Source organism: Roseiarcus sp., from assembly GCF_052145395.1.
GTDB lineage: Bacteria > Pseudomonadota > Alphaproteobacteria > Rhizobiales > Beijerinckiaceae > Roseiarcus.
This window is the reverse complement of record NZ_JBKQOT010000768.1, coordinates 1-20782: the sequence shown is the minus strand read 5'-3', so window position 1 is coordinate 20782 and position 20782 is coordinate 1. Positions and strand designations below refer to the sequence as shown.

The 20782-nt window shown below is 67.0% G+C and carries 21 protein-coding genes; 14 read left to right on the top strand and 7 right to left on the bottom strand.

Features of this window, described 5'->3' with window-relative positions:
• Positions 1 to 24 precede the first annotated feature (24 nt).
• Positions 25 to 357 carry a thioredoxin TrxA gene (trxA, locus tag ACLP25_RS26425; protein WP_442472084.1) on the bottom strand — a complete coding sequence of 111 codons (333 nt, stop codon included), beginning with the start codon at positions 355 to 357 and terminating at the stop codon, positions 25 to 27.
• Positions 358 to 494: 137 nt separating this feature from the next.
• Here trxA and ACLP25_RS26420 point away from each other — a divergent pair, with 137 nt between their 5' ends.
• From ACLP25_RS26420 to ACLP25_RS26390, 7 genes are all read left to right on the top strand, one after another.
• Positions 495 to 1403, top strand: a complete 909-nt coding sequence (locus tag ACLP25_RS26420; RefSeq protein ID WP_442472083.1) for a TIGR01459 family HAD-type hydrolase — start codon at positions 495 to 497, stop codon at positions 1401 to 1403.
• 142 nt (positions 1404 to 1545) lie between these two features.
• Complete coding sequence (locus tag ACLP25_RS26415) at positions 1546 to 2001, top strand: MaoC family dehydratase (protein ID WP_442472082.1); 456 nt, start codon at positions 1546 to 1548, stop codon at positions 1999 to 2001.
• Between the two features lie 81 nt (positions 2002 to 2082).
• Positions 2083 to 3036, top strand: coding sequence for a bifunctional riboflavin kinase/FAD synthetase (locus tag ACLP25_RS26410; protein ID WP_442472081.1), 954 nt, complete (start codon positions 2083 to 2085; stop codon positions 3034 to 3036).
• Positions 3037 to 3114: 78 nt separating this feature from the next.
• Positions 3115 to 6069: an isoleucine--tRNA ligase gene (ileS, locus tag ACLP25_RS26405; RefSeq protein ID WP_442472080.1), complete on the top strand. Its 2955-nt coding sequence runs from the start codon at positions 3115 to 3117 to the stop codon at positions 6067 to 6069.
• Positions 6066 to 6578 carry a signal peptidase II gene (gene lspA, locus ACLP25_RS26400; RefSeq protein ID WP_442472079.1) on the top strand — a complete coding sequence of 171 codons (513 nt, stop codon included), beginning with the start codon at positions 6066 to 6068 and terminating at the stop codon, positions 6576 to 6578. Before ileS ends, lspA begins: the two co-directional genes overlap by 4 nt.
• A 182-nt stretch (positions 6579 to 6760) precedes the next feature.
• Positions 6761 to 7402, top strand: coding sequence for a hypothetical protein (locus ACLP25_RS26395; RefSeq protein WP_442472078.1), 642 nt, complete (start codon positions 6761 to 6763; stop codon positions 7400 to 7402).
• A gap of 487 nt (positions 7403 to 7889) precedes the next feature.
• The gene (locus ACLP25_RS26390) at positions 7890 to 8864 is read left to right on the top strand and encodes a DUF4167 domain-containing protein (protein ID WP_442472077.1); all 975 of its coding nucleotides are present in this window, start codon (positions 7890 to 7892) and stop codon (positions 8862 to 8864) included.
• 76 nt (positions 8865 to 8940) lie between these two features.
• On the opposite strand, the gene chpT is transcribed toward ACLP25_RS26390, so the two are convergent.
• Positions 8941 to 9633 carry a histidine phosphotransferase ChpT gene (gene chpT / locus ACLP25_RS26385; protein ID WP_442472090.1) on the bottom strand — a complete coding sequence of 231 codons (693 nt, stop codon included), beginning with the start codon at positions 9631 to 9633 and terminating at the stop codon, positions 8941 to 8943.
• 179 nt (positions 9634 to 9812) lie between these two features.
• On the opposite strand from chpT, the gene cysQ reads away from it, so the two are divergent.
• The 4 genes from cysQ (at position 9813) to ACLP25_RS26365 (ending at position 13411) form a co-directional block, all read left to right on the top strand.
• Positions 9813 to 10661, top strand: a complete 849-nt coding sequence (gene cysQ, locus ACLP25_RS26380; RefSeq protein ID WP_442472076.1) for a 3'(2'),5'-bisphosphate nucleotidase CysQ — start codon at positions 9813 to 9815, stop codon at positions 10659 to 10661.
• Between the two features lie 118 nt (positions 10662 to 10779).
• Positions 10780 to 11352 (top strand): DUF1134 domain-containing protein, encoded by a 573-nt coding sequence (locus ACLP25_RS26375; protein ID WP_442472075.1) that lies wholly within the window; start codon positions 10780 to 10782, stop codon positions 11350 to 11352.
• A gap of 97 nt (positions 11353 to 11449) precedes the next feature.
• Positions 11450 to 12742: a hypothetical protein gene (locus tag ACLP25_RS26370; protein WP_442472074.1), complete on the top strand. Its 1293-nt coding sequence runs from the start codon at positions 11450 to 11452 to the stop codon at positions 12740 to 12742.
• Between the two features lie 84 nt (positions 12743 to 12826).
• Positions 12827 to 13411 (top strand): DUF4337 domain-containing protein, encoded by a 585-nt coding sequence (locus tag ACLP25_RS26365; protein ID WP_442472073.1) that lies wholly within the window; start codon positions 12827 to 12829, stop codon positions 13409 to 13411.
• 17 nt (positions 13412 to 13428) lie between these two features.
• On the opposite strand, the gene ACLP25_RS26360 is transcribed toward ACLP25_RS26365, so the two are convergent.
• On the bottom strand, positions 13429 to 14541 hold the full coding sequence (locus ACLP25_RS26360) for a DUF2336 domain-containing protein (protein ID WP_442472072.1): 1113 nt from the start codon (positions 14539 to 14541) through the stop codon (positions 13429 to 13431).
• 466 nt (positions 14542 to 15007) lie between these two features.
• On the opposite strand from ACLP25_RS26360, the gene ACLP25_RS26355 reads away from it, so the two are divergent.
• The 3 genes from ACLP25_RS26355 to ACLP25_RS26345 all read left to right on the top strand — a co-directional run bounded on the left by ACLP25_RS26355 (position 15008) and on the right by ACLP25_RS26345 (position 18171).
• Positions 15008 to 16180, top strand: coding sequence for a phosphoserine transaminase (locus ACLP25_RS26355; RefSeq protein WP_442472071.1), 1173 nt, complete (start codon positions 15008 to 15010; stop codon positions 16178 to 16180).
• A 97-nt stretch (positions 16181 to 16277) separates the two neighbouring features.
• On the top strand, positions 16278 to 17858 hold the full coding sequence (gene serA / locus ACLP25_RS26350; protein ID WP_442472070.1) for a phosphoglycerate dehydrogenase: 1581 nt from the start codon (positions 16278 to 16280) through the stop codon (positions 17856 to 17858).
• Between the two features lie 91 nt (positions 17859 to 17949).
• On the top strand, positions 17950 to 18171 hold the full coding sequence (locus ACLP25_RS26345) for a Trm112 family protein (protein WP_442472069.1): 222 nt from the start codon (positions 17950 to 17952) through the stop codon (positions 18169 to 18171).
• A gap of 14 nt (positions 18172 to 18185) precedes the next feature.
• On the opposite strand, the gene ACLP25_RS26340 is transcribed toward ACLP25_RS26345, so the two are convergent.
• The 4 genes from ACLP25_RS26340 to ACLP25_RS26325 form a co-directional block, all read right to left on the bottom strand.
• Positions 18186 to 18596 carry an acyl-CoA thioesterase gene (locus ACLP25_RS26340; protein WP_442472068.1) on the bottom strand — a complete coding sequence of 137 codons (411 nt, stop codon included), beginning with the start codon at positions 18594 to 18596 and terminating at the stop codon, positions 18186 to 18188.
• Between the two features lie 54 nt (positions 18597 to 18650).
• A complete protein-coding gene (locus ACLP25_RS26335) occupies positions 18651 to 18941 on the bottom strand; it encodes a hypothetical protein (RefSeq protein ID WP_442472067.1) in 291 nt (96 codons plus the stop codon).
• Between the two features lie 59 nt (positions 18942 to 19000).
• Positions 19001 to 19882 carry a peptide chain release factor N(5)-glutamine methyltransferase gene (gene prmC / locus ACLP25_RS26330; RefSeq protein WP_442472066.1) on the bottom strand — a complete coding sequence of 294 codons (882 nt, stop codon included), beginning with the start codon at positions 19880 to 19882 and terminating at the stop codon, positions 19001 to 19003.
• The coding region (locus ACLP25_RS26325; RefSeq protein WP_442472065.1) for an SEC-C metal-binding domain-containing protein at positions 19879 to 20782 on the bottom strand (904 nt) is incomplete at its 5' end. The genes prmC and ACLP25_RS26325, both read right to left, overlap by 4 nt.

Genomic DNA, 20782 nt, shown 5'->3' with positions numbered 1-20782 from the left:
CTCATTCGGCGGTCGGCTTTGGCGTCAAACGGCGGCGGAGATCCAGCGAGACAGTTCCGTCTTCGGGCCCGCGCCGATCTTGGTGGCGACGTTCTTGCCGCCCTTGAAGATCATCAGGGTCGGTATCGACCGGATCCCGTACTTGCCGGCAACGCCGGGGTTCTCGTCGACGTTGAGCTTGGCGATCTTCACCTTGCCCTTCAGTTCAGTCGCGATCTCTTCGAGCGCAGGCGCGATCATCCGGCAAGGGCCGCACCATTCCGCCCAGAAATCGACGACGACAGGCTCATCCGACTTGATGACGTCGGTATCGAAACTCGCGTCGGTGACTTTGGCCGTAACTGAACTATCACCCATATCGTCCTCGGCGTTCATGCGGCGCCTTCACCGCGTCGCAAATAGTTAGGAACGGCGCCGAACCGCGTCAAGAACGTCGCCCGCATCGGCCCGGCCAAGCTTGACAGCCGCCCGTGCTCGCCCTAGCCGGGCCGTCGATGTCCACGCCAGAGCAGACCCAAGCCGTGCGCCAAATCAGCGGACTCGCGGAGATTTCCGATCGCTACGACGTCCTTCTGTGCGATATTTGGGGCGTGGTGCACAACGGCGTGGCCGCGTTTCCTTCGGCGTCCGAGGCTCTCGTTTCCTTTCGCCGGCGCGGCGGGACCGTGATTCTGATCACCAACGCGCCACGTCCTTCCGCGCCGATCCGTCGCCAGCTGCTGAAGCTTGGCGTCTCGCCTGACGCCTTCGACGACATCGCGACCTCTGGCGACGTCACGACCGGCCTGATCGCCGAAAGGATCGCGGAGCCGGTCCTGCACATCGGGCCGGCGCGCGATCTCAGCCTGTTCGAAGCGGCCGGAGAGGCGGCCGGACGCCCTCCGCGCCTTGTTGGGCTGGACGCGGCGCACTACGCGCTCTGCACCGGATTGCGCGACGATGTGAGGGAAACGCTGGACGACTACGAAACGGAATTGCGCGCCATTGCGGCCCACGCGATGCCGATGATCTGCGCCAACCCGGACATCGTGATTCATCGCGGCGAGACCCTGGTTTATTGCGCCGGGGCGTTGGCGGGTCGCTTCGAGGCGCTGGGCGGCGGGGTCATTTACGCCGGCAAACCCCATGCGCCGATCTACCGGCGCGCTCTGGCGCTCGCGGAACAGGCGCGAGGCGCCCCTGTCGACGTTCGGCGCGTCCTGGCGGTCGGCGACGGCATGAAGACCGACATCGCCGGGGCGGCCGGGGCTGGACTGGACGCCTTGCTGGTCACCCGCGGCATTCACCGGGTCGCTCTCCACGGCGACTCGTTCGAGGCCCCTGCAGACCAGGGCAAGCTCCGGCGCCTCTGCGAGGAATTCTCCCTCTGGCCGGTGGCGGCGATCGGTACGCTCGGAGGATGATGCTTTGGAATCACCGAGCCATTTCACAATCCGAATTGATTGCTCGCGACTTTCAACTTAGGAGACGGTGTCCGGCGAATGGAACGGCTCGCCGTTGGCGTTCGCTGGCGACGCGCGTCGCCGGTTCGGGAGGCGTTGGCGCATGCAAAAATCGATATTTCAAACCCTCTATTTCGAAGACCTCTCGGTGGGCATGCGGGAGGCGATCAGCAAGACCGTCGAGAATGAGGACGTCATCGGATTCGCAGAATTATCGGGCGATCACAATCCGATCCATCTGTCCGAGCATTTCGCCCGCAAGACACGGTTCGGCGGCCGGATCGTTCACGGCCTCTACACGGCGAGCCTCATCTCCGCAGTCATCGGGATGCGGCTTCCTGGCCCGGGCGCCATCTACATCTCCCAGAGCTTGAACTTCCTCGGACCGGTCAAGATCGGCGACGTGATTGAAGTGAGCGTCGAAGTGGCGGAACTGACGGAGAAAGGGCGGCGCGTTCGTCTGAAGTGCGAGTGCCGGGTGGGCGACAAGGTCGTGCTGGAGGGCGAGGGCGTTCTCAGCGTTCCCCCGAATCCCAAGCTGAGGCATGCGCACGCTTGACCGCGCCTCTCGGGAGAGGCACTTATCGGCCGTGGCGGAGATCGCAGCCGCGCACGTGAACCCCGAGGATGGCAGGACGCCATGACTAGCGGCTTCGTGCTCGCCACGGATCCCGTGACGCCGCCGCGAGGACTGGAGCGCGCCGTCTACGCGATCGGCAACTTCGATGGTCTCCACATCGGGCATCAGGCTGTCCTCGAACGGACGAGGCGCCTGGCGAAATCGCTGGGGGCGCCGAGCGCGCTGCTGACCTTCGAGCCGCATCCGGCCGATTACTTCGCCGAGCGCCCCGTCGCCTTCCGGCTGACACCAGTCGACATCAAGGCGGCCGTCGCCGCGGCTGTCGGGCTGTCTGGGGTCGTCGTCCTGACATTCGACTCGTCGCTGGCCGGGATGACCGCCGAGGAATTCGTCCGGACGATCCTCGTCGAGAGATTGGGCGCCGGCGCCGTCGTCGTCGGCTGGGACTTCCATTTCGGCAAGGGGCGAACGGGGACGCCAACCTTTCTGGCCGATGCGGGCCGCCGCTACGGCTTTACGGTCGATATCGTGACCAAGGTCGAACTCGGCGAGGGAGAGACGGCGCGCATCGTGTCGTCCACGGCGATCCGACGGGCGTTGGAGCGCGGCGACTTGGCCGATGCGGCGCGTGGCCTCGGCCGTCGCTACGCCGTGTCCGGACCGGTCATCCCGGGACAGCGCCTGGGGCGAACGCTCGGCGTGCCGACGGCCAACATTGCGCTCGAACCGACCAACCGCCTCGCCCACGGCGTTTACGCCGTCCGCGCGATCGTCGACGGAGAAGACCATCCGGCCGTGGCCAGCTTCGGCGTTCGGCCGACGGTGGACAACGGGCCGCCGCTGCTCGAAGTTCACCTGCTGGACTTCACTGGCGATCTCTACGGTCGCGACATGACGGTCGAGTTTGTCGAACGTATTCGCGAGGAGCGGAAGTTCGACTCGCTCGCCCTGCTGGTCGAGGAGATGAAGCGCGACATGTCGCGCGCTCGCGCGATTCTCGCGAACGCCTCCTGACTCCGGATTTGGCGATTCTGGGGAAATCCTCTAAGTCCCTCGCCCTTGTTCTCATCTCGATCCTGGCCCGCAATTCTCATGAACGATGCGCCCGACAAAGGCTTCGACTACTCGCAGACGCTCTACCTGCCGAAGACGGATTTCCCGATGCGGGCCGGCCTGCCGCAGAGGGAACCGGAGATTCTTGCTCGCTGGGCGCGGGAGAACCTCTACGCGCAACTGCGCGAGAGCGGAAAAGGACGGCCGAAGTTCGTGCTGCACGACGGGCCGCCTTACGCCAACGGCAATGTCCATATCGGCACGGCCCTCAACAAGATCCTGAAGGATATGGTCGTTCGCTCGCACCAGATGGCGGGAAAGGAGTCGAACTATATTCCAGGCTGGGACTGCCACGGCCTGCCCATCGAGTGGAAGGTCGAGGAGGAATTTTACCGGGCGAAGGGCAAGTCCAAGCCCGACTTTTCCGACTCTGACGCGATCGTCGCCTTCCGGCGGGAATGCCGCGCCTATGCGGAGCATTGGATTTCCGTCCAGCGCGAGGAGTTCAAGCGCCTCGGCGTGGTCGGCGACTGGGATCACCCCTACACAACGATGAGCTATCCCGCCGAGGCGCAGATCGCGCGCGAGATTTTCAAATTCGTGGCCAACGGCCTGCTATATCGAGGCTCAAAGCCGGTGATGTGGAGCGTGGTCGAGAAGACTGCGCTCGCCGAGGCGGAGGTCGAGTACGAGGACTATACGAGCGACACGGTTTATGTCGCCTTCCCGATCGAAGGCGACGACGCGTCCATCGTTATCTGGACGACCACGCCCTGGACGATTCCCGGAAACCGCGCGCTCGCCTTTTCGCGCCGCATCGCCTATGGCCGCTATCGCGTCACCGAGGCCCCGGCCGACAATTGGGCGAAGGTCGGCTCGACTTACATTCTCGCAGACGCGCTCGCTGAGAGCGCGTTGAGGGCGGCCAAGGCGACCGCCTTCGAGCGTGTCGGCGATGTCCAGGGCGAAACGCTTGCCGCGATGCTATGCGCCCATCCTTTGCATGCGCATGGCTACGGCTTTGTCGTGCCGCTGCTCGAGGGCGACCACGTGACCGAAGACGCCGGAACCGGCTTCGTCCACACGGCGCCCAGTCATGGACGCGAGGACTTCGAGCTCTGGACTGCCAACACGAGACGGCTGCAGGACCTCGGCGTGGACACGCGCATCCCCTACACCGTCGACGAAGACGGCGTGATGACCGACGAAGCTCCCGGCTTCACGGGCCGGCGGGTGCTCACAGAGAAGGGCGAGAAGGGCGACGCGAATGACGCGGTGATCAAAGCATTGATCGAGGCGGCGGCGCTCATTGCGCGCGGAAGGCTCAAGCATCAGTATCCGCACAGCTGGCGCTCGAAGAAGCCGGTGATCTTCCGCAACACGCCGCAATGGTTCCTGGCCATGGACCGGCCGTTCGCCAATGCGCAGGGAGGAAAAACCCTCCGCGGGCTCGCGGTCGATGCGATCGAAAAGACTCGCTGGGTGCCAAGGACCGGAGAGAACCGGATCAAAGGCATGGTCGCCAACAAGCCGGACTGGGTGCTGTCGCGGCAGCGCGCCTGGGGCGTCCCGCTGGCGATCTTCGTGCGCAAGGGCGAGCACGAAATCCTGTACGACGAGGAGGTCAACGCCCGGATCGCGGCCGCCTTCGAGACGGAGGGCGCCGACGCCTGGTTCGCCAAGGGCGCGAAGGAACGTTTCCTCGGCGCCAAGCACAAGGCCGACGACTACGGCAAGGTCGACAATCTGGTCGAGGTCTGGTTCGATTCCGGCTCCACGCACGCCTTCGTCCTCGAAGATCCGGTCCATTTCCCTGGACTTGCCGGGATCCGACGGATCGTTGACGGCGGACCGGACGAAGTGATGTACCTCGAGGGCTCGGACCAGCATCGGGGCTGGTTCCAGTCGTCGCTGCTGGTGAGCTGCGGCACCCGCGGCCGCGCGCCCTTCGACGTCGTGCTGACCCACGGCTTCACGCTCGACGAGAAGGGCAGGAAAATGTCGAAGTCCCTCGGGAACCAGACGTTTCCCCAAGACGTGATCCGCGCCTCGGGCGCCGACATCCTTCGGCTGTGGGTGGCGAGCGTCGATTACTCCGACGACCAGCGCATCGGACCGGAGATCCTGAAAGCGGTCGGCGACAATTACCGCAAGCTGCGCAATACGATCCGCTGGATGCTCGGCACGCTCGCACACTACGACCGCGGCGCCTCGGTGGGACTCGCCCGCATGGCCGACCTCGATCGGCTGATGCTGCACAAGATCGCCGAACTCGACGGGAAAGTGCGCGAGGCCTACGCCAACTTCGATTACGCCCGGGTGATTTCGCTGCTCTCGGCGTTCATGAACGCCGACCTGTCCGCCTTCTACTTCGATATCCGCAAGGACGCCCTCTATTGCGACCCGCCCTCGAGCGCCAAGCGACTCGGCGCGCTGGAGGCGATCGAGCACATCTTCCGCGCAGCGACGGTCTGGCTTGCGCCGGTCCTCGTCTTCACGGCCGAAGAAGCGTGGGCCTCCCGCAATCCGAAGAGCCGCTCGGTCCATCTCGAGCAGTTCCCGGATATTCCCGCGGAATGGCGGGACGACGCGCTGGCGCGAAAGTGGGAGACGATTCGCGCCCTGCGTTTCGCGGTGACTGGCGCAATCGAGATCGCACGCGCCGACAGGCGGATCGGATCGTCGCTGGAGGCGGCGCCGCGCGTCTATCTCACGAGGCCGGACCATATCGCGGCGCTGGAAGGCGTCGATTTCGCCGAGGTCTGCATCACCTCCGACATCGCGATCGAGACCGAAAGCGCTGCGCCGCATGGCTCCTTCCGTCTGCCAGAGCTGCCGGACGTCGCGGTCGTCATCGAGCGAGCCGAAGGGGTCAAATGCGCGCGATCGTGGCGCTATTTTGATCCGTCGACGGCCTCGCCCGACTTTCCGGACGTCACGCCGCGCGACGCAGTCGCGCTGCGCGAGCTTCGCGCGCTCGGCCGCCTGCCGTGACTCCGCGCGCGCTAGGCGGTCTTGTCGCACTGGCCGTCCTCGTTGGCGACCAGGCGGTGAAGCTCGCAGTCGTTGCGCGGTCGGAGGCCGCGCTCGACGCGACGCCAATCGCGCCGTTTCTCGATCTCGTTCTGCGCTGGAATCGCGGAATTTCATTCAGTCTCTTCACCCAGGACACGGCTGCGGGGCGCGCGACCCTGCTCGCAGTGACCCTTGGCGCCATAGCCCTGCTCGGCTGGTGGCTGGCGTCGAGCCGCTCGTATCTCGCCGCTGGCGGGCTGGGGGCGATCATCGGCGGCGCGCTCGGCAACGCGCTCGACCGGCTGACCCATGGCGCGGTCGTCGACTATCTCGACCTGCACGCCTTCGGCCGGCATTTCTTCGTGTTCAATCTGGCCGATGCGGCGATCAACGTCGGCGTGGCCTTGCTGATTGTCGATCTGGCGTTCTCTCCGCGCGGCGCGCAGCGACGGCGCCGTGAGGCGTCACACGGAACCGAGCAGGGGTGACGTTCATGGAGCGAGCTCACGAAATTCGCCTCTGCGCCCGAGGCAATCGCCCGAGAATCTGGCGCGAGCCGCCTCAGGCGGATGGGCGCCATGGAATAGCCGGAATTTGCGTGGATGAGGCCGCGCGTCGTGTCTTGTCCGCAGCGACTCGCGCCCGCGGGCGGCTCATGAGAGAAGACGGAATGCCTTTCGGAATTCGTGGAACGGTGATCGCCATGGCGGCGGCGGTTGTGTGCTTCGGTTCGGGCGCGGCCCGCGCCGGCGATGACGGCGCCGCCCCTTTATGGGAAGGCGTCTATTCGATCTTCAGCCCGCTGGTCGGACTGGGCCATGAGGAAAAAGACCCGATCGACTATTACGAGCATGGCAAGATCGTCGTTCCGAAGTCGATGGACCTCCCGCAGCCCGGCGAGGCGGCCGTCACGACAGGCGGCGCGTGGCCGGTGAATCAGGAAGTTCAACGCAAAAAGGTCGCCAAGGAGGAGGCGAAGAAGCAGATCGCCGGCGTCGGCGACGCGCGTCTCCGGTACAACAAGCCCTTCCCCAACGCGCCGGTGACCGTCCGGGCCTCGGACCAGCCGGACGGCGGCGCGACCGAGCAGACGACTGGCGGGAAGGCGGAGTCCACGTCGGTGCTCGGAAATCTCAATCCGTTGGGCTGGGTCGGAATCGGCAAGAGCACACCGCTCGGTCCCGAGCCGGACCGGAAATGGCTGACTGACCCGCCGACGGGCTATCGCGCGCCTTCCGCTCCGACAGCGGCGTCGGCTACGAAGCCGGCGGCGCCCACCGGGCAGGCGCCGACTGGGCAGGCGTCGAACTGACTGTCCTTTGGTCGGCCTCGGACGCTTTTAACCGTCCGTCGCGGATTCGGGCCTTGGCGGCCGGAGGAAAAGCAGCTATCTTGTCGCCAAGATTCGCCGTAAGTCGGCTCGGTCGAGCGGCGTAAGACGTGGGGCAGAGGGGCGCCGCTCGCGGGACGAAATCGCTCGCTTCGACGAACGCCATAGAGCTGAGCCAAAACTTTAAAGACTGTGCGCGAAATTCGGCGCCGGTCTTTGTCGATACCCTGAAGCAGCGCTGATTGGATGACGCCGTAGACGGCGGGGAGTTGGCAAAGCCGAAGTGGGCCCGGACCGGCGATCAGCGCGGCGGACGTCGTGATACGCGGGGCCGGGCGAGGGGCGGCGCTTCGCCGTCGGGCCGACGAACTCGACGGCGATTCGCGATTGACAGACCGATCGGATGCGTATTCGCGCCGGCGCTTTTGGCGCCGATGACGGCGCAAGTCGACGACAACTGGAAAAGGCAATGAGACCAGGTCAGAACAAGAGGATGCGCGGCAGGCCGACGAACGGCCGTAGAGGACCCAATCCTCTGACGCGTTCGTACGAATCGAACGGTCCGGACGTCAAGATTCGCGGAAACGCGCAGCACGTGGCCGAGAAATACCTCCAGCTAGCGCGCGACGCGCATACGGGCGGAGATCCGGTCGCCGCGGAAAACTATCTGCAGCACGCGGAACATTATTTCCGCATCATCGCCGCGGCGCAGGCCGCCCAGGCGATGGCGCAGAGTGGACAGCCCCGCCCGATTGGCGAGTCGGACGTCGACGATCTCGAGGATGACGACGACTTCAGCACGCTGTCCGACCGGTTCGCGTCGCCTTCGGAGCGAGCGGGTCCGCCGTTCCAGCCGCCGCAGGGCGCTTTTCAGGGCCAGCCCGGCGCGCCGAATGCGCCGCAGCCATTCGTCGAGCGGCCGCCGTTCGAGGGGGACCGGCAGGGCCAGAACGACCGGGGCGGGTTCCAGCCGCGCCAGGACCGCCAGGGCAATCGCTTCCAGGACCGCGGCCCGCGACAGGATCGTCCATTCGTCGAACGAGGGGAAGGGTATCGCGACAATCGGCCAAATCGCGACGGCCGTCCGCGCGAATTCCGACCGTATCGGGAAATCGGACCGCAACAGCCGCCGCGCGAAGGAGCGCCGCCCGAGCCAGTCGGAGCCGGCGTATTGCCGTCGTTCATCACCGGACCCGCGAGACCATCCGTGGCCGAAGCCGATGCGCCGCAGCCGTCGATCCCCGAGGCCGCCCCTCCGGAGATCGAGACCTCCGAGGCGGCGCCCACGTTCGGCGAAGCGCCGGCCGGGGAAGCCCGATTTCCGCCGCGCGGCCGGCGGCGCCGGCTGCGATCGCCCTACGGCTTCAACGCAGCGCAATCGGACCAGGACCCGCCGGCCGAGACGCCCAATCCGATGAGCGACGATTCGCCGGTCAACGAGTAGCCTTTTCGGCTGAAGCGTCCAGCGAGAACGCGCGGATCCGACTGCCGCCGCCGGCGCGCGAGGCGCGCCGCCTCGATCAGCCTCCGGGGGCCGCTTTCGGCGAAAACGGGCCCGCCAAGTCAGGGCCGGAAGTTGCGCGCGTCGCCGTCAGCGTCAGCGAATCAGCCGTCGAGGCGGCTTGGATAGTCAAACCGCAGTCTTTGGCCAGCAGCATCGCGTAATATGGCTGTATGGAATGGCCGTCGATCGTCTCAGGCTCCGAGCCGTCGAGAACGCTCATCGCGGCGTGCGACAGACGGACATTCTTTCCCGAGGCGCTGACGCGGATGGTTAGGGAATCGTCCTCGCCGGCCATGTCGACCGCGACGACCCCGCCGCGCGGCGTCGCGGCGGCTGCGATCAGACAGAGGTTCAAGAGCAGCTTGACCGCATTCTTTGGCGCGAGATGTCGCGGCGCATCCCAGCGCAGCGTCGTGCGATCGTTGGCGATGACGCCGCGCGCGGCGCTCTCGGCGTCGCCGGTGTCGATGGCGGCCGTCAGCGAGCCGGCGGCGCCGAACGCCAGCCGGCAGAACTGGAGCCGCGCCGAAGCGGAAGCGGCGCTCTTCCTGATCAGTTCCATCGCGACGGTCCGCATCTCATCGTCTTCTTCGCCATCGAGCACCTCCAGGCCGTTGATGATGGCGCCGACCGGACTGATGACGTCGTGGCACACCCGCGAGCACAGCAGGGCGGCGAGATCGAGCGGGGCGATTGTCAAGCGGCTGATCCTATGGTCAAAGCCCTTCGCGTCGGCGACAGGCGCCAGCCGTCAGGCGCACGCGATAAACATGGGGTTGGCATAACCGATTCGCGGGCCCGCTGCGATACCCTCCGGCGGCCAACCGTCGCCGGCGGCAAAATGCGCGGGTCCGTCCGCCGGGGATGCTTGACGACAAAGGGCCAGCCTTGCAACCGCTTCACCCTGAGGGACGACCGTTTGATCTGGATCGGGCCGCGCCGGACGCCGTCGCCGCCCTGCTTGCGGAGTTCGCGATCGCCGCCGGGCCGGCGGTCATGGAGGTTTACGCCGGCGCCGCGGGCGTGTCGGCGAAGGCCGACGGCAGTCCGGTCACTTTGGCGGACGAGCGCGCCGAGGCGATCATCTGCCGCCATCTCGCTGAGGTTCTGCCCGGGATACCGGTGGTCGCCGAGGAGATGACGGCCGCCGGTCGCCGGATTTCGATCGGCCGCCGATTCGTGCTCGTCGATCCGCTCGACGGGACGAAGGAATTCATCACGCGCAATGGCGAGTTCACCATCAATGTGGCGCTGATCCAGGCCGGCCGGCCGATCGCCGGCGCAGTCTACGCTCCGGTCCTCGCCCGGCTTTGGTTCGGCGGCGACCATGCGTTCGTTTGCGACCTCCCCGTTGGTGCGGCGCTGCCCGCGCCGCCCGCGTGGCGGCCGATCCGCGCGCGCGCCGCGCCCGAGAGCCTGGTCGTTCTGGCGAGCCGGTCGCACGCCGACGCGGCGACAGAGGCCTTTCTCGCCCGTCTGCCCGTCGCCGATCGGCGCGCGGCAGGGTCGTCGCTGAAGTTCTGCCTTGTCGCCGAGGGACTTGCGGATGTCTATCCGCGATTCGGGCCGACGATGGAGTGGGATACCGCCGCGGGCGACGCCGTGCTGCGCGCCGCAGGCGGAGTCGTTCTCGACTCGTCCGGCGCGCCGCTCGCTTACGGAAAGATTGGCGCGGACCTGCGCAACGGGTCATTCGTGGCCTGGGGCGATCCCGCAGCCGCTGCCCGGTTCCAGTAACGTTAACCATCGGTCAACATCCGCAGCGGACAATGGGTCCATGCGGACGGCGGAGATTCGCCGCAAGCGATAACAACCGGCGGGTACGGGTACGGGGACGCGACGAAGGAACGCGAAAATGTCGAAGTTGACGCGTCGTGAGGCTCTGGCTTTGGTTGCCGCAGGCCCCGTTGCGCTTTGCGCGACGGCTCGGGCCGACACGCCGCCTACGACCTTCTCGGTCGACGAGATCGTCGACAGCGGGCATAAGTTTTTCGGCGGCCTGTCGCGCGGTCTCGCCGAGGCAGTCCAGGAGGCGGCGCGCCGTTGGGGTCTGCCGAACGCATACATCCTTGGCCAGGAGGCGTCCGGCGCCTTCGTCGGAGGCCTTCGCTACGGCGAGGGCAAGATGTACACGCGCAATGCGGGCGATCAGCCCGTATATTGGCAAGGACCCTCCGTGGGATTCGACTGGGGCGCCGACGGCGATCGGACCATGATGCTTGTCTACAACCTGCCAGCGATGGGCGCGATATATCAGCGGTTTGGCGGCGTAGACGGCGCGGCCTACTTCGTCGGCGGCTTCGGCTTCACCGCGCTCGACGCGGCGGGCGTCGTCGTGGTGCCGATCCGGACGGGCGTCGGGGCCCGAATCGGCGTCAACCTCGGCTACCTGAAATTCACCGAGCGCGCGACCTGGAACCCGTTCTGACGGGCTGCATCTTCGAGAAGGCGGGTCGGTCGCCTTTCCAGCCGCATGCCCTTGTGCGAAGATACCTGAGGGCGCGTGGCGTTGGGACCGGGCGATCTTGATCGAGCAGGCGCTCTTTTTTGCAATCGGGTTCTTGGCTGCGGCGCTCGCCGCCGTCGCCGCCGCGCCGTTGCTTTCGCGCCGGGCGATGCGGCTGGCCGCAGCGCGGGCGCGCCTGAGAGCCCCGGCGACCGAGAGACAGGCGATTGCCGAAGCCGACGCCTTGCGAGCGCAGCACGCCGTCGAGCGAGCCCGGCTCGAGCGCAGGCTTTCGTTCGCTGAGGAGACTTCGGTCGGACTGCGCGTGGCCGTCGGTCGGCAGTCGGCCGAAATCATCCGGCTGACAAGCGATGTTGTTGATCTCGCCGACCAGCTCTACGACCAGCGCGCGAAAGTCGAGACGTTGGCTTCGCGCGAGCGCGATCTCCGGGCGACGGTCGGAGCCGCCCAGATCGCGCTGAACGACACTCTTGGGCAACGCGATCGTGCGTTCGCTGCGCGGGACGCGGCGGAAGCGCGGGCGGCCGAACTGAACGCCGAAGCCAGTCGCGTCCGCGCCAGGACCGCCGTCGTCGCCGCTCGCGCCGAATATCTCGAAGGTCGGGTGGAAGACCTGACGCAGATAGCGAAAGCGGCGCGCGATCGAGGGGATAGGATGGCCGCCGATCTCGAAGTCGAGCGTGGCCGCGCGGCCTCGCTCGAAGCGCGTCTTGACGCGACGACGGCTGTAAGCCAAGGGCAGTCCGAACGATTGTCGAGAGCAAACAGCGATCATCGCCGCCTCGTCGCCCGTATCGCCGAACTGGAGGAGCGGCTCCGGCTCAGCGAACGGGCGCGCGAGGAAACGCTGCTCGAAAATGGACGCCAGCTCGCGGCTCTGGCCGATCTGGAGGCGGCCATGGCTGTGGCGTCGGAGAAAGCGGCCGGGCTCGAAGCCCGACTGGCCGCGCTCGCCGCCGAGGCCAGCGAACGCGACAACGCCTCATCGTTACGCACGGAGACGCTCCCTGCCCAGGCGGCAATGGAAGGTTCGCTGCGGACCGCGCGGGCGGAGCGCGAGGCGCTGCAACGCGAAAACGACGCGCTGCGGAACCGGATCGCCCATTTCGGCGACGCGTCTCGCGCGGTTGCGACAGATGCTGAATTGCGCAATTCCATCGAACGTCTGGGGCGGGAGGTCAGCCGTCTGTTCGCCGAAAAAAAGTCGTCGGGAGGGAAAGAATCATCGGGCGGGGAAGGCAAGACGTCCGGCGGACGCGCGGGAGTCGCCGCGCTCGCGTCGGCGGATGGCGGCGCCAGCAATCCCGTCGACAGCCCGCGGCGGCGCGCAGGGCGCTCGCCCGAGCGCTGACTTCGTGGCGGTGGCGCCGCCACGCAACGACGCTGAGAGCAACGACCGGCCGACGAAGCCGAGCATCCGAAGGGAGGGGAAGTCATGAGCGAAGATCCCGCTGAGACGGCGGTCGAGGCCAGGGAAAAAGACCGGACGGTGGCGCTCGTCATCGCCATCCTGGCCTTGTTGCTGGCGCTGTCCGAAGCCGGCGCGAAAAGAGCCCAGCATCTCTCGACGGAAAGCAACATCGAGGCCTCCGATCTGTTCAACTTCTACCAGGCGAAGAGAATCCGCTCGACGGTGGTCGAGACCGCCTCGGACCTCCTCGACGCCCAGAGAGCCGCCGTCTCCGACCCCAAGGCGCAGGAGGCCTTCGACAAGCAGATCCAGGCGTTCAAGACCACGGTCGAACGGTTCGAGCACGACCCCAAGAAACCGGACGACAGCATGGACGCGATCCAGGAGCGGGCGCAGCGCGCCATCGAGGAGCGGGAGCTGGCGAATCACCGCCTCGAGCGCTACGAGCTCGGCAGCGGCCTCACCCAGATCGCAATCGTGCTCGCCTCGGCTGCGATCATCACCGACATCGGCGCCCTCATCTGGTTGAGCGTTGGCCTTGGCGGGATCGGCGCAATTCTGATGGCGCTCGGATTTTTCGCGCCGACTGCGCTCAACCTCCTCGGCTGAACGGCCGCCGTCGCGCTTCAGCCGGCGGCCTTGCGTTGCGGCGGGCTCGCGGACCGCGCGGCCCTACGCAGACCGGAGTCGCGCGACGGCGGCGCCTCGGCGGATTGGGCCGGACGCCTGCGCACGAGCGGCTCGCCGCGAAGCGCCGCCATCACGATCATCGCGGCGTTGCGGTTGAGGGCGCTATTCAGGCGCGCAAGCGCTCGGATGCGCTGGTAGTTGTCTCCGGCCTGCAGGTCGTTGGCGATCAGCACGCGCACCAGAACGTCGTTCGGGGCGCCAAGGGCGGCGAGGGCGACCGCGAGCGGCTCGCCGGACGGGTCCTCGACGATTTTCTCGGCAAGTGCTGCGTCGCAGTCCAGCGCCTTGGCGAGAACGGCGACGAATCGCTCCGGGTGACGCGCCACGGCGGCCAGCTCCAGTTCGCTGACGATCTCGGAGGCGACGGGCGCCGGGGGACTCGGCGGACGGCCGAGTTGCGAGCGTTGTGCGGCGAGCAGGATCTCGACGCGCTGGAGCGGTCCGGCGAGCAGGAACAGCGCGGCCGTTTCCGGGCGCAGCGGGCGGCGCTGCAACAGCGCATCGGCGAGTCGCCGGTCTCCGCCGTCTTCCGCGAGCTTTCGCGCGCGTTGCAGGAGCTCCGCGAACACCGCGCCGTCGAGGCGCGCCCTCGGGTTGCGGGCAAGCGTCGCCAGCACATCGGCCTCGTCTCGCGCGGCAAGCGCGGCGACGAGCTTCGCGTCGAGGTCGGGTCGCCTTGCGACGGCCGCCGCCTGCCGGCGCCCGCTCTCGATCGCCGCGACAAGATCGGCGGTCGCATAAGCGGCTCCGTGCTCGAGCACGATGTCGCAGGCCTCGGGGCTGACGGATTGGAATTTAGCGAGAAGCCGCACGGGCGTATATGGGCAAGGGGCAAGCTTTCGCGCCGCCTCAAGGGCCGCCGCGGGATCCGCCTTGTCGAGTCGCGCGGACACCGCGTCGGCGAAGCGCTCGATCGCGTCCGGCTGCGTCGCGCCGGCGGAGACGAAGTAGTCACACGCCACCCGCAGCCATATCCGCCGGTCCTTCGCATTGGCGCTGTCGGCCAGGGAGGCGACGAAAGGGAAGTCGGAAAGCGTCAGGTCGCGCACGGACGAGCCTTAAAAATCCGCTGGCATTCCCTCGGGTTAGCGTAACCTTGTTGATGGAGTGTTAACCGTCTCTGGGCGAGATGCGACGATATCGCGCGGATCGACGACATCGCGCGGATGAATGAGCGAGGTGGGCTATGGGCGAGGTGATTGCCTTTCGGCCGCAAGATGAGACCAGACGCGCGGCGGCGCGGGACGCCGAGGCGGTCATCCTGTTTTTTACCGGCGTCCGTTACCAACACGGCGACTCCGCCGCAATTTCAAGGGCGCCCCAACCGCCTTCTCCGCAGGACGGCGATGGCGGCGGCAAGCTCCCCCGCGGCGGCGGCCGCCGTAGGGGCTGACCGTCGCCGTTCGAAAGATCGATGTTCGAAAGATCGATTGCCAACCGGGGTTCGATCGGCTATTGCCCGCCGCGGGACACCTCTCCCCAACGAGAGGCGCCCATCTGAAAGGATGGCACAACATGACGATTGAGACGCCCGCCGTCAGGCCTACAAACGCCTGCTTTTCTTCTGGCCCCTGCGCCAAGCGCCCCGGCTGGACTCCCGAAGCCCTTAAAGACGCCGCCCTTGGCCGGTCGCATCGCGCGAAGATCGGCAAGGCCAAGCTCAAGCTCGCGATCGATTTGACCCGCGAGGTGTTGGGCCTTCCGGCCGACTATCGCATCGGCATCACGCCCGGCTCCGACACCGGGGCGGTGGAGATGGCGCTCTGGACGCTGCTCGGGGCGCGCGGCGTCGACGTGCTGGCCTGGGAGAGCTTCGGCGACGGATGGGTCACCGACGTCGTCAAGCAGCTCAAGATCAAGGACGCTCGCACGCTCAAAGCCAGTTACGGCGTGCTGCCGAACCTGGCCGAGGTCAACTTCGACAATGACGTCGTGTTCACCTGGAACGGCACAGCCTCTGGAGTCCGCGTGCCAAACGCCGACTGGATCCCGGCTGACCGCAAGGGCCTGACGATCTGCGACGCGACGTCTGCGGCCTTCGCGCAGGATCTCGACTGGCACAAACTCGACGTCGTCACCTTCTCCTGGCAGAAGGTTTTGGGCGGCGAAGCGGCGCACGGCATGATCATTCTGAGCCCGCGCGCGGCCGAGCGGCTGACCACCTACACGCCCCCTTGGCCGCTGCCGAAGCTCTTCCGCCTCGCCAAGGGCGGCAAGCTCACCGAAGGCTTTTTTGAGGGCGAGACGATCAACACGCCGTCGATGCTGTGCGTCGAGGACTATATCGACGCGCTGCAGTGGGCGAAGGCGCTCGGCGGCGCGAAGGCTTTGTTCGCCCGCGCCGACGCCAACGCCGCCGCGGTCGCCAAGTGGGTCGAGCGGACACCGTGGATCGACTTTCTCGCCAGCGTCCCGGCGACCCGCTCGAACACCAGCGTCTGCCTTAAAGTCGTGGACCCGGCCATCGCCGCGCTTCCGGCCGACGCCCAAGCGGCGTTCGCCAAGGCGCTCGCCAGCATTCTCGAGAAGGAGAAGGTCGCCTACGACATCGGCTCGTACCGAGACGCGCCGGCGGGCCTGCGCATCTGGTGCGGCGCGACGGTCGAAACCGCCGACATCAAGGCGCTGACCGGCTGGCTCGACTACGCCTTCGCGCTGGAAAGGGCGAAGCTCGCCAAGGCGGCGTGACCCTTCCGCGCCCCTCCGCCTGAGCGGTAGGACGGGCGCGTCTTATCCTTTGTCATTCATATGCGGCCGTGACGGCCGCCTTTCCGAGGTCTTCCCCATGGCTCCTCGCGTACTCATCTCCGACAAGCTTTCCCCCGCCGCCGTCGCCATCTTCAAGGAGCGCGGCGTCGAGGTCGACGTCAAGCCCGGCCTCGACAAGGACGAACTCGCCAAGATCATCGGCGAGTACGACGGCCTCGCAATCCGCTCCGCGACCAAGGTGACCGCCAAGCTCCTCGAAAACGCGACCAGACTGAAGGTCGTCGGCCGCGCCGGCATCGGCGTCGACAACGTCGACATCCCGGCCGCCACCGCCCGCGGCGTGATCGTGATGAACACGCCGTTTGGCAATTCGATCACCACAGCCGAGCACGCGATCGCGCTCATGTTCGCGCTCGCCCGGCAGCTTCCGGCCGCCGACGTCTCTACCCAAGCGGGCAAGTGGGAGAAGAACCGCTTCATGGGCGTCGAGCTCACCGGCAAGACGCTCGGCGTGATCGGCTGCGGCAATATCGGCTCGATTGCGGCGTCGCGCGGGCTGGGCCTGAAGATGCGAGTGGTCGCCTACGATCCGTTCCTCAGCCCTGAGCGCGCGGCTGAGATCGGCGTCGAGAAGGTCGAGCTCGACGACCTGCTCGCCCGCGCCGACTTCATCACCCTTCACACGCCGTTGACCGCCCAGACGAAGAACATCTTGTCGGCCGAGAACCTCGCGAAGACCAAGAAGGGCGTACGCATCATCAACTGCGCCCGCGGCGGCCTGGTCGACGAGGCGGCGCTTCGGGCGGCGCTTGACAGCGGCCATGTCGCCGGGGCGGCGTTCGACGTGTTCGTCGAGGAGCCGGCCAAGGAGAACCCGCTGTTCGGCCACCCGAACTTCATCGCCACGCCGCACCTCGGCGCATCGACAAGCGAAGCCCAGGAGAACGTCGCCCTGCAGGTCGCCGAGCAGATGTCGGACTACCTGATCCGCGGCGCGATCACCAATGCGGTCAATTTCCCGTCGATCACCGCCGAGGAAGCGCCGAAGCTGAAGCCGTTCATCGCTCTCGCCGAGGGCCTCGGGTCCTTCGCCGGCCAGCTGACAACCGCGCCGATCGAAAAGGTGACGATCGTCTATGAAGGCGCTGTCGCCGACCTGAAGATCAAGGCGCTGACATCCGCCGCGATCGCGGGCCTCCTGCGTCCATCGCTTCAGGACGTCAACGTCGTCTCGGCGCCGGCGGTCGCAGCCCAGCGCGGCATCGTTGTCGAGGAGATGACCCGTGCCGCCCAGGGCGACTACGAGAGCTTCATCACGCTATCTGTCACGACCACGGAACAGACCCGCTCGATCGGCGGCACGGTGTTCCACGACGGCAAGCCGCGCATCCTGTCGATCAAGGGCATCAAGGTCGATGCGGCGTTCACCCCGTCGATGATCTATGTCACCAACGAGGACAAGCCGGGCTTCGTCGGCCGGTTCGCCAGCGTGCTCGGCGACGCGGGAGTCAATATCGCGACGTTCGCCCTCGGCCGTGACGAGCCGGGCGGCTCGGCGATTGCCCTGGTGGCCGTCGATGGCGAAGTTCCTCAGGCGGTGCTGGCGGATGTCGGCAAGCTCCAGGGCGTGCGGCAGGCGGCCGCCCTGCATTTCTGACGCGGGGCGAGGATGACGCGTCGGCGGTTGCCGGACCGCCATGGTCAGGCGATAGTCACTGCGTTCATGAGGGCGGCCGGGAACGGAATCGATGGCCACGGAGGACGAAGACCGGACGCCGGCCGAGCCGGAAAACAGCGGGCGGACGGACCCGAAACTACTCGAGTTGCTCGTCTGCCCCCTCACGCGCGATACGCTCATCTATAACTCCGCGCGCCAGGAGTTGATCTCGCGCGCAGCCAAGCTCGCCTATCCGATCCGCGACGGCGTGCCGATCATGCTGCCCGAAGAAGCCCGCAAGCTCGACGACTGATCGGGCCTCGCCTGTCAACCTTGCGCCTTCGCCTGCTCCCGGACGACCGGTCTCGGTCTCCCGTTATCGTCGATGGCGACGAAGGTGAAGGTGGCGTCGGTCACCTTCTCCCGTCGATGCGTGCGGAAGCGCCGCGCCCAGGCCTCGATATGCACTTTCAACGACGTGCGTCCAATGTGGTCGACGGCGGTGTACACGCAGAGCACGTCTCCGACCTTGACCGGGCGAATGAAATGCATCGCGTCGATCGCGACCGTGGCCACGCGGCCTTGCGCCGTCTCGACCGCGGCGATGCCGCCTGCTTGGTCCATCTGGCTCAGGACCCAGCCGCCGAAGATGTCGCCGTTTGCGTTGGTGTCGCTCGGCATGGCGACGAGGCGCACCGTCAGCTCGCCCCTGGGTTGTTCGTCCACGTCCTCAGTCATAAGCGGCCGCCCTTCGAATGGCTCAGTCGACTCTGACCGCGCGCACGGACGCGATCAAGGGGCTGCGCCTCGATCCTTACAGTCAAAGGGCAGGAAGGTCGTCGACATGCCCTCGTTGACGACGCGGATCGCGAGAACGTCGACGAGCGTGCGATCCTTCGCTGTCGCCGGACAGATCTTGCCGGGGGCGACGCAGCGCGAGCGGATGAAGGCCGCGTTGCCGTCGAGAAAGCCGGCGCTGATTCCGTCCCGCCCGTAGCGGCGCAAGGCTTCGTCCCAGTCACGTGCGTAGCGGAAGCACTTTTCCTGGCGCCAGTCGCGATTCGTCCCGTCGGAAGCGGCCACCGCGGGACTTCCGGCGAGCGCGGGAAGGACGGCGGCCGCAAGAGCTCGCCCGACACGCGTCACGCCGGCCGCTCGCCGATCACGACCCGCTCGATCCCGGCCAGGTCGCGCCGGGTTTCCCCGTGGACGAAGCCCAGTCTCGCCGCTAGGCCGAGTACGTCGCCGCCCTGCCCTGCGCCCACCTCGACGATCAGCCGGCCGCCCGGCGCGAGCAGCCCGACCGACGCCGGCAGGATCGCCCGATAGGCGTCGAGCCCGTCGGCGCCGCCGTCGAGCGCCAAGCGCGGGTCGAAGTCGCGCACCTCTCGCTGAAGGGCTTCGATGTCGGCGCTGCGGATATAGGGCGGGTTCGACACGATCAGGTCGAAGGGGCCTTCGACGCCCTGCGTCCAGGAGCCGAGACGGATTTCTGCTCGGGCCGCGAGTCCGCAGGCCTCGACGTTGCGGCTGGCGATCGCGACCGCGGCGGGCGATGCGTCGACGCCGAGGCCGAGCGCCGCGGGGCATTCGGTCAGCAGCGCGCACAGAATAGCGCCCGACCCGACGCCGAGATCGAGAATGCGCAGCCGGGCGCGGCGACGCGCCCCAATAAGCTTGAGCGCCGTCTCGATCAGCGTCTCCGTCTCGGGGCGCGGGTCGAGCACATCGGGCGACACGATCAGCGTCAGGCCCCAAAACTCGCGTCGCCCGGCAATCTTCGACAGCGGCTCGCCGGCCGCTCGCCGCGCCGCGAGATCGGCCAAACGCGACGCGGCGGGTTCTCCGAGCGCGGCTTCCGGCGACGCGATCAAGGCGGACGCCCGAAGTCCACCGGCCTCGCAGAGCGCCAGCCGCGCTTCGCGCCCCGGCTCCTCGAGCCCGGCGCGGTCGAAGGTCTCGGCGAGCCAGGCGAGCGCCTCGGCGCGGCTCATCGCCGCGCTGACGCCGCTTCTCTCGATCAAGCAACCTGTCCGTGGCAATGCTTGAATTTCTTGCCGGAACCGCACGGGCACGGCTCGTTCCGCCCGACCCGTCCCCATGTGGCGGGATTGCGCGGATCGCGCTCGGCGAGCGCAACGCTCGAATCCGGCGCAAGCTGAACGTCCGTGGAGAGTCCACCGAGCGGATATTCGTTTTCGCCCGAGTTCGGGTCGGCGTGCTGGAATTGCATCGGCGGGGGCGACGGCTCGGGCGCCTGGAAGCGGACCTCGATGCGCGACATCTGCGTGATCACCGCGTCGTGCCATTGCTCGATGAGCTGCTGGAAGAGCTCGAACGCCTCGGACTTGTACTCGTTGAGGGGGTCTCGCTGCGCCATACCGCGCCAGCCGATCACCTGGCGCAGATGGTCGAGCGTCACCAGATGGTCGCGCCACAGGTGATCGAGCGCCTGCAGGATCACCTGCTTCTCGATGTACCGCATCGCCTCTGGCGTGTTGCGCTTGACGCGCTCGGCGTAGTCCTCCTCCGCCGCCTTGTGCAGGCGGGCGGCGACCTCCTCGTCGGCGATGCCTTCCTCCTTCGCCCAGGCGTCGACCGGAAGATCGAGGTTGAGCTTCTCGAGAACTTCCTGCTTCAGTCCGGCGATGTCCCAGGCCTCCGGATAGGCGTCGTGCGGGATGTGCTTGGCGACCAGATCGTCGATGACGCCCGTGCGCATTTCCTCGATCGTCGGCTCGAGCGATTCCGCCGCCATCATCTTGCGCCGATTCTCGAAGATCACCTTGCGCTGGTCGTTCATCACGTTGTCGAACTTGAGGATGTTCTTGCGGATGTCGAAATTGCGCGCTTCGACTTTCTGCTGCGCCTTTTCGAGGGCCTTGTTGACCCAGGGATGCGAAATCGCTTCGCCTTTTTCAAGG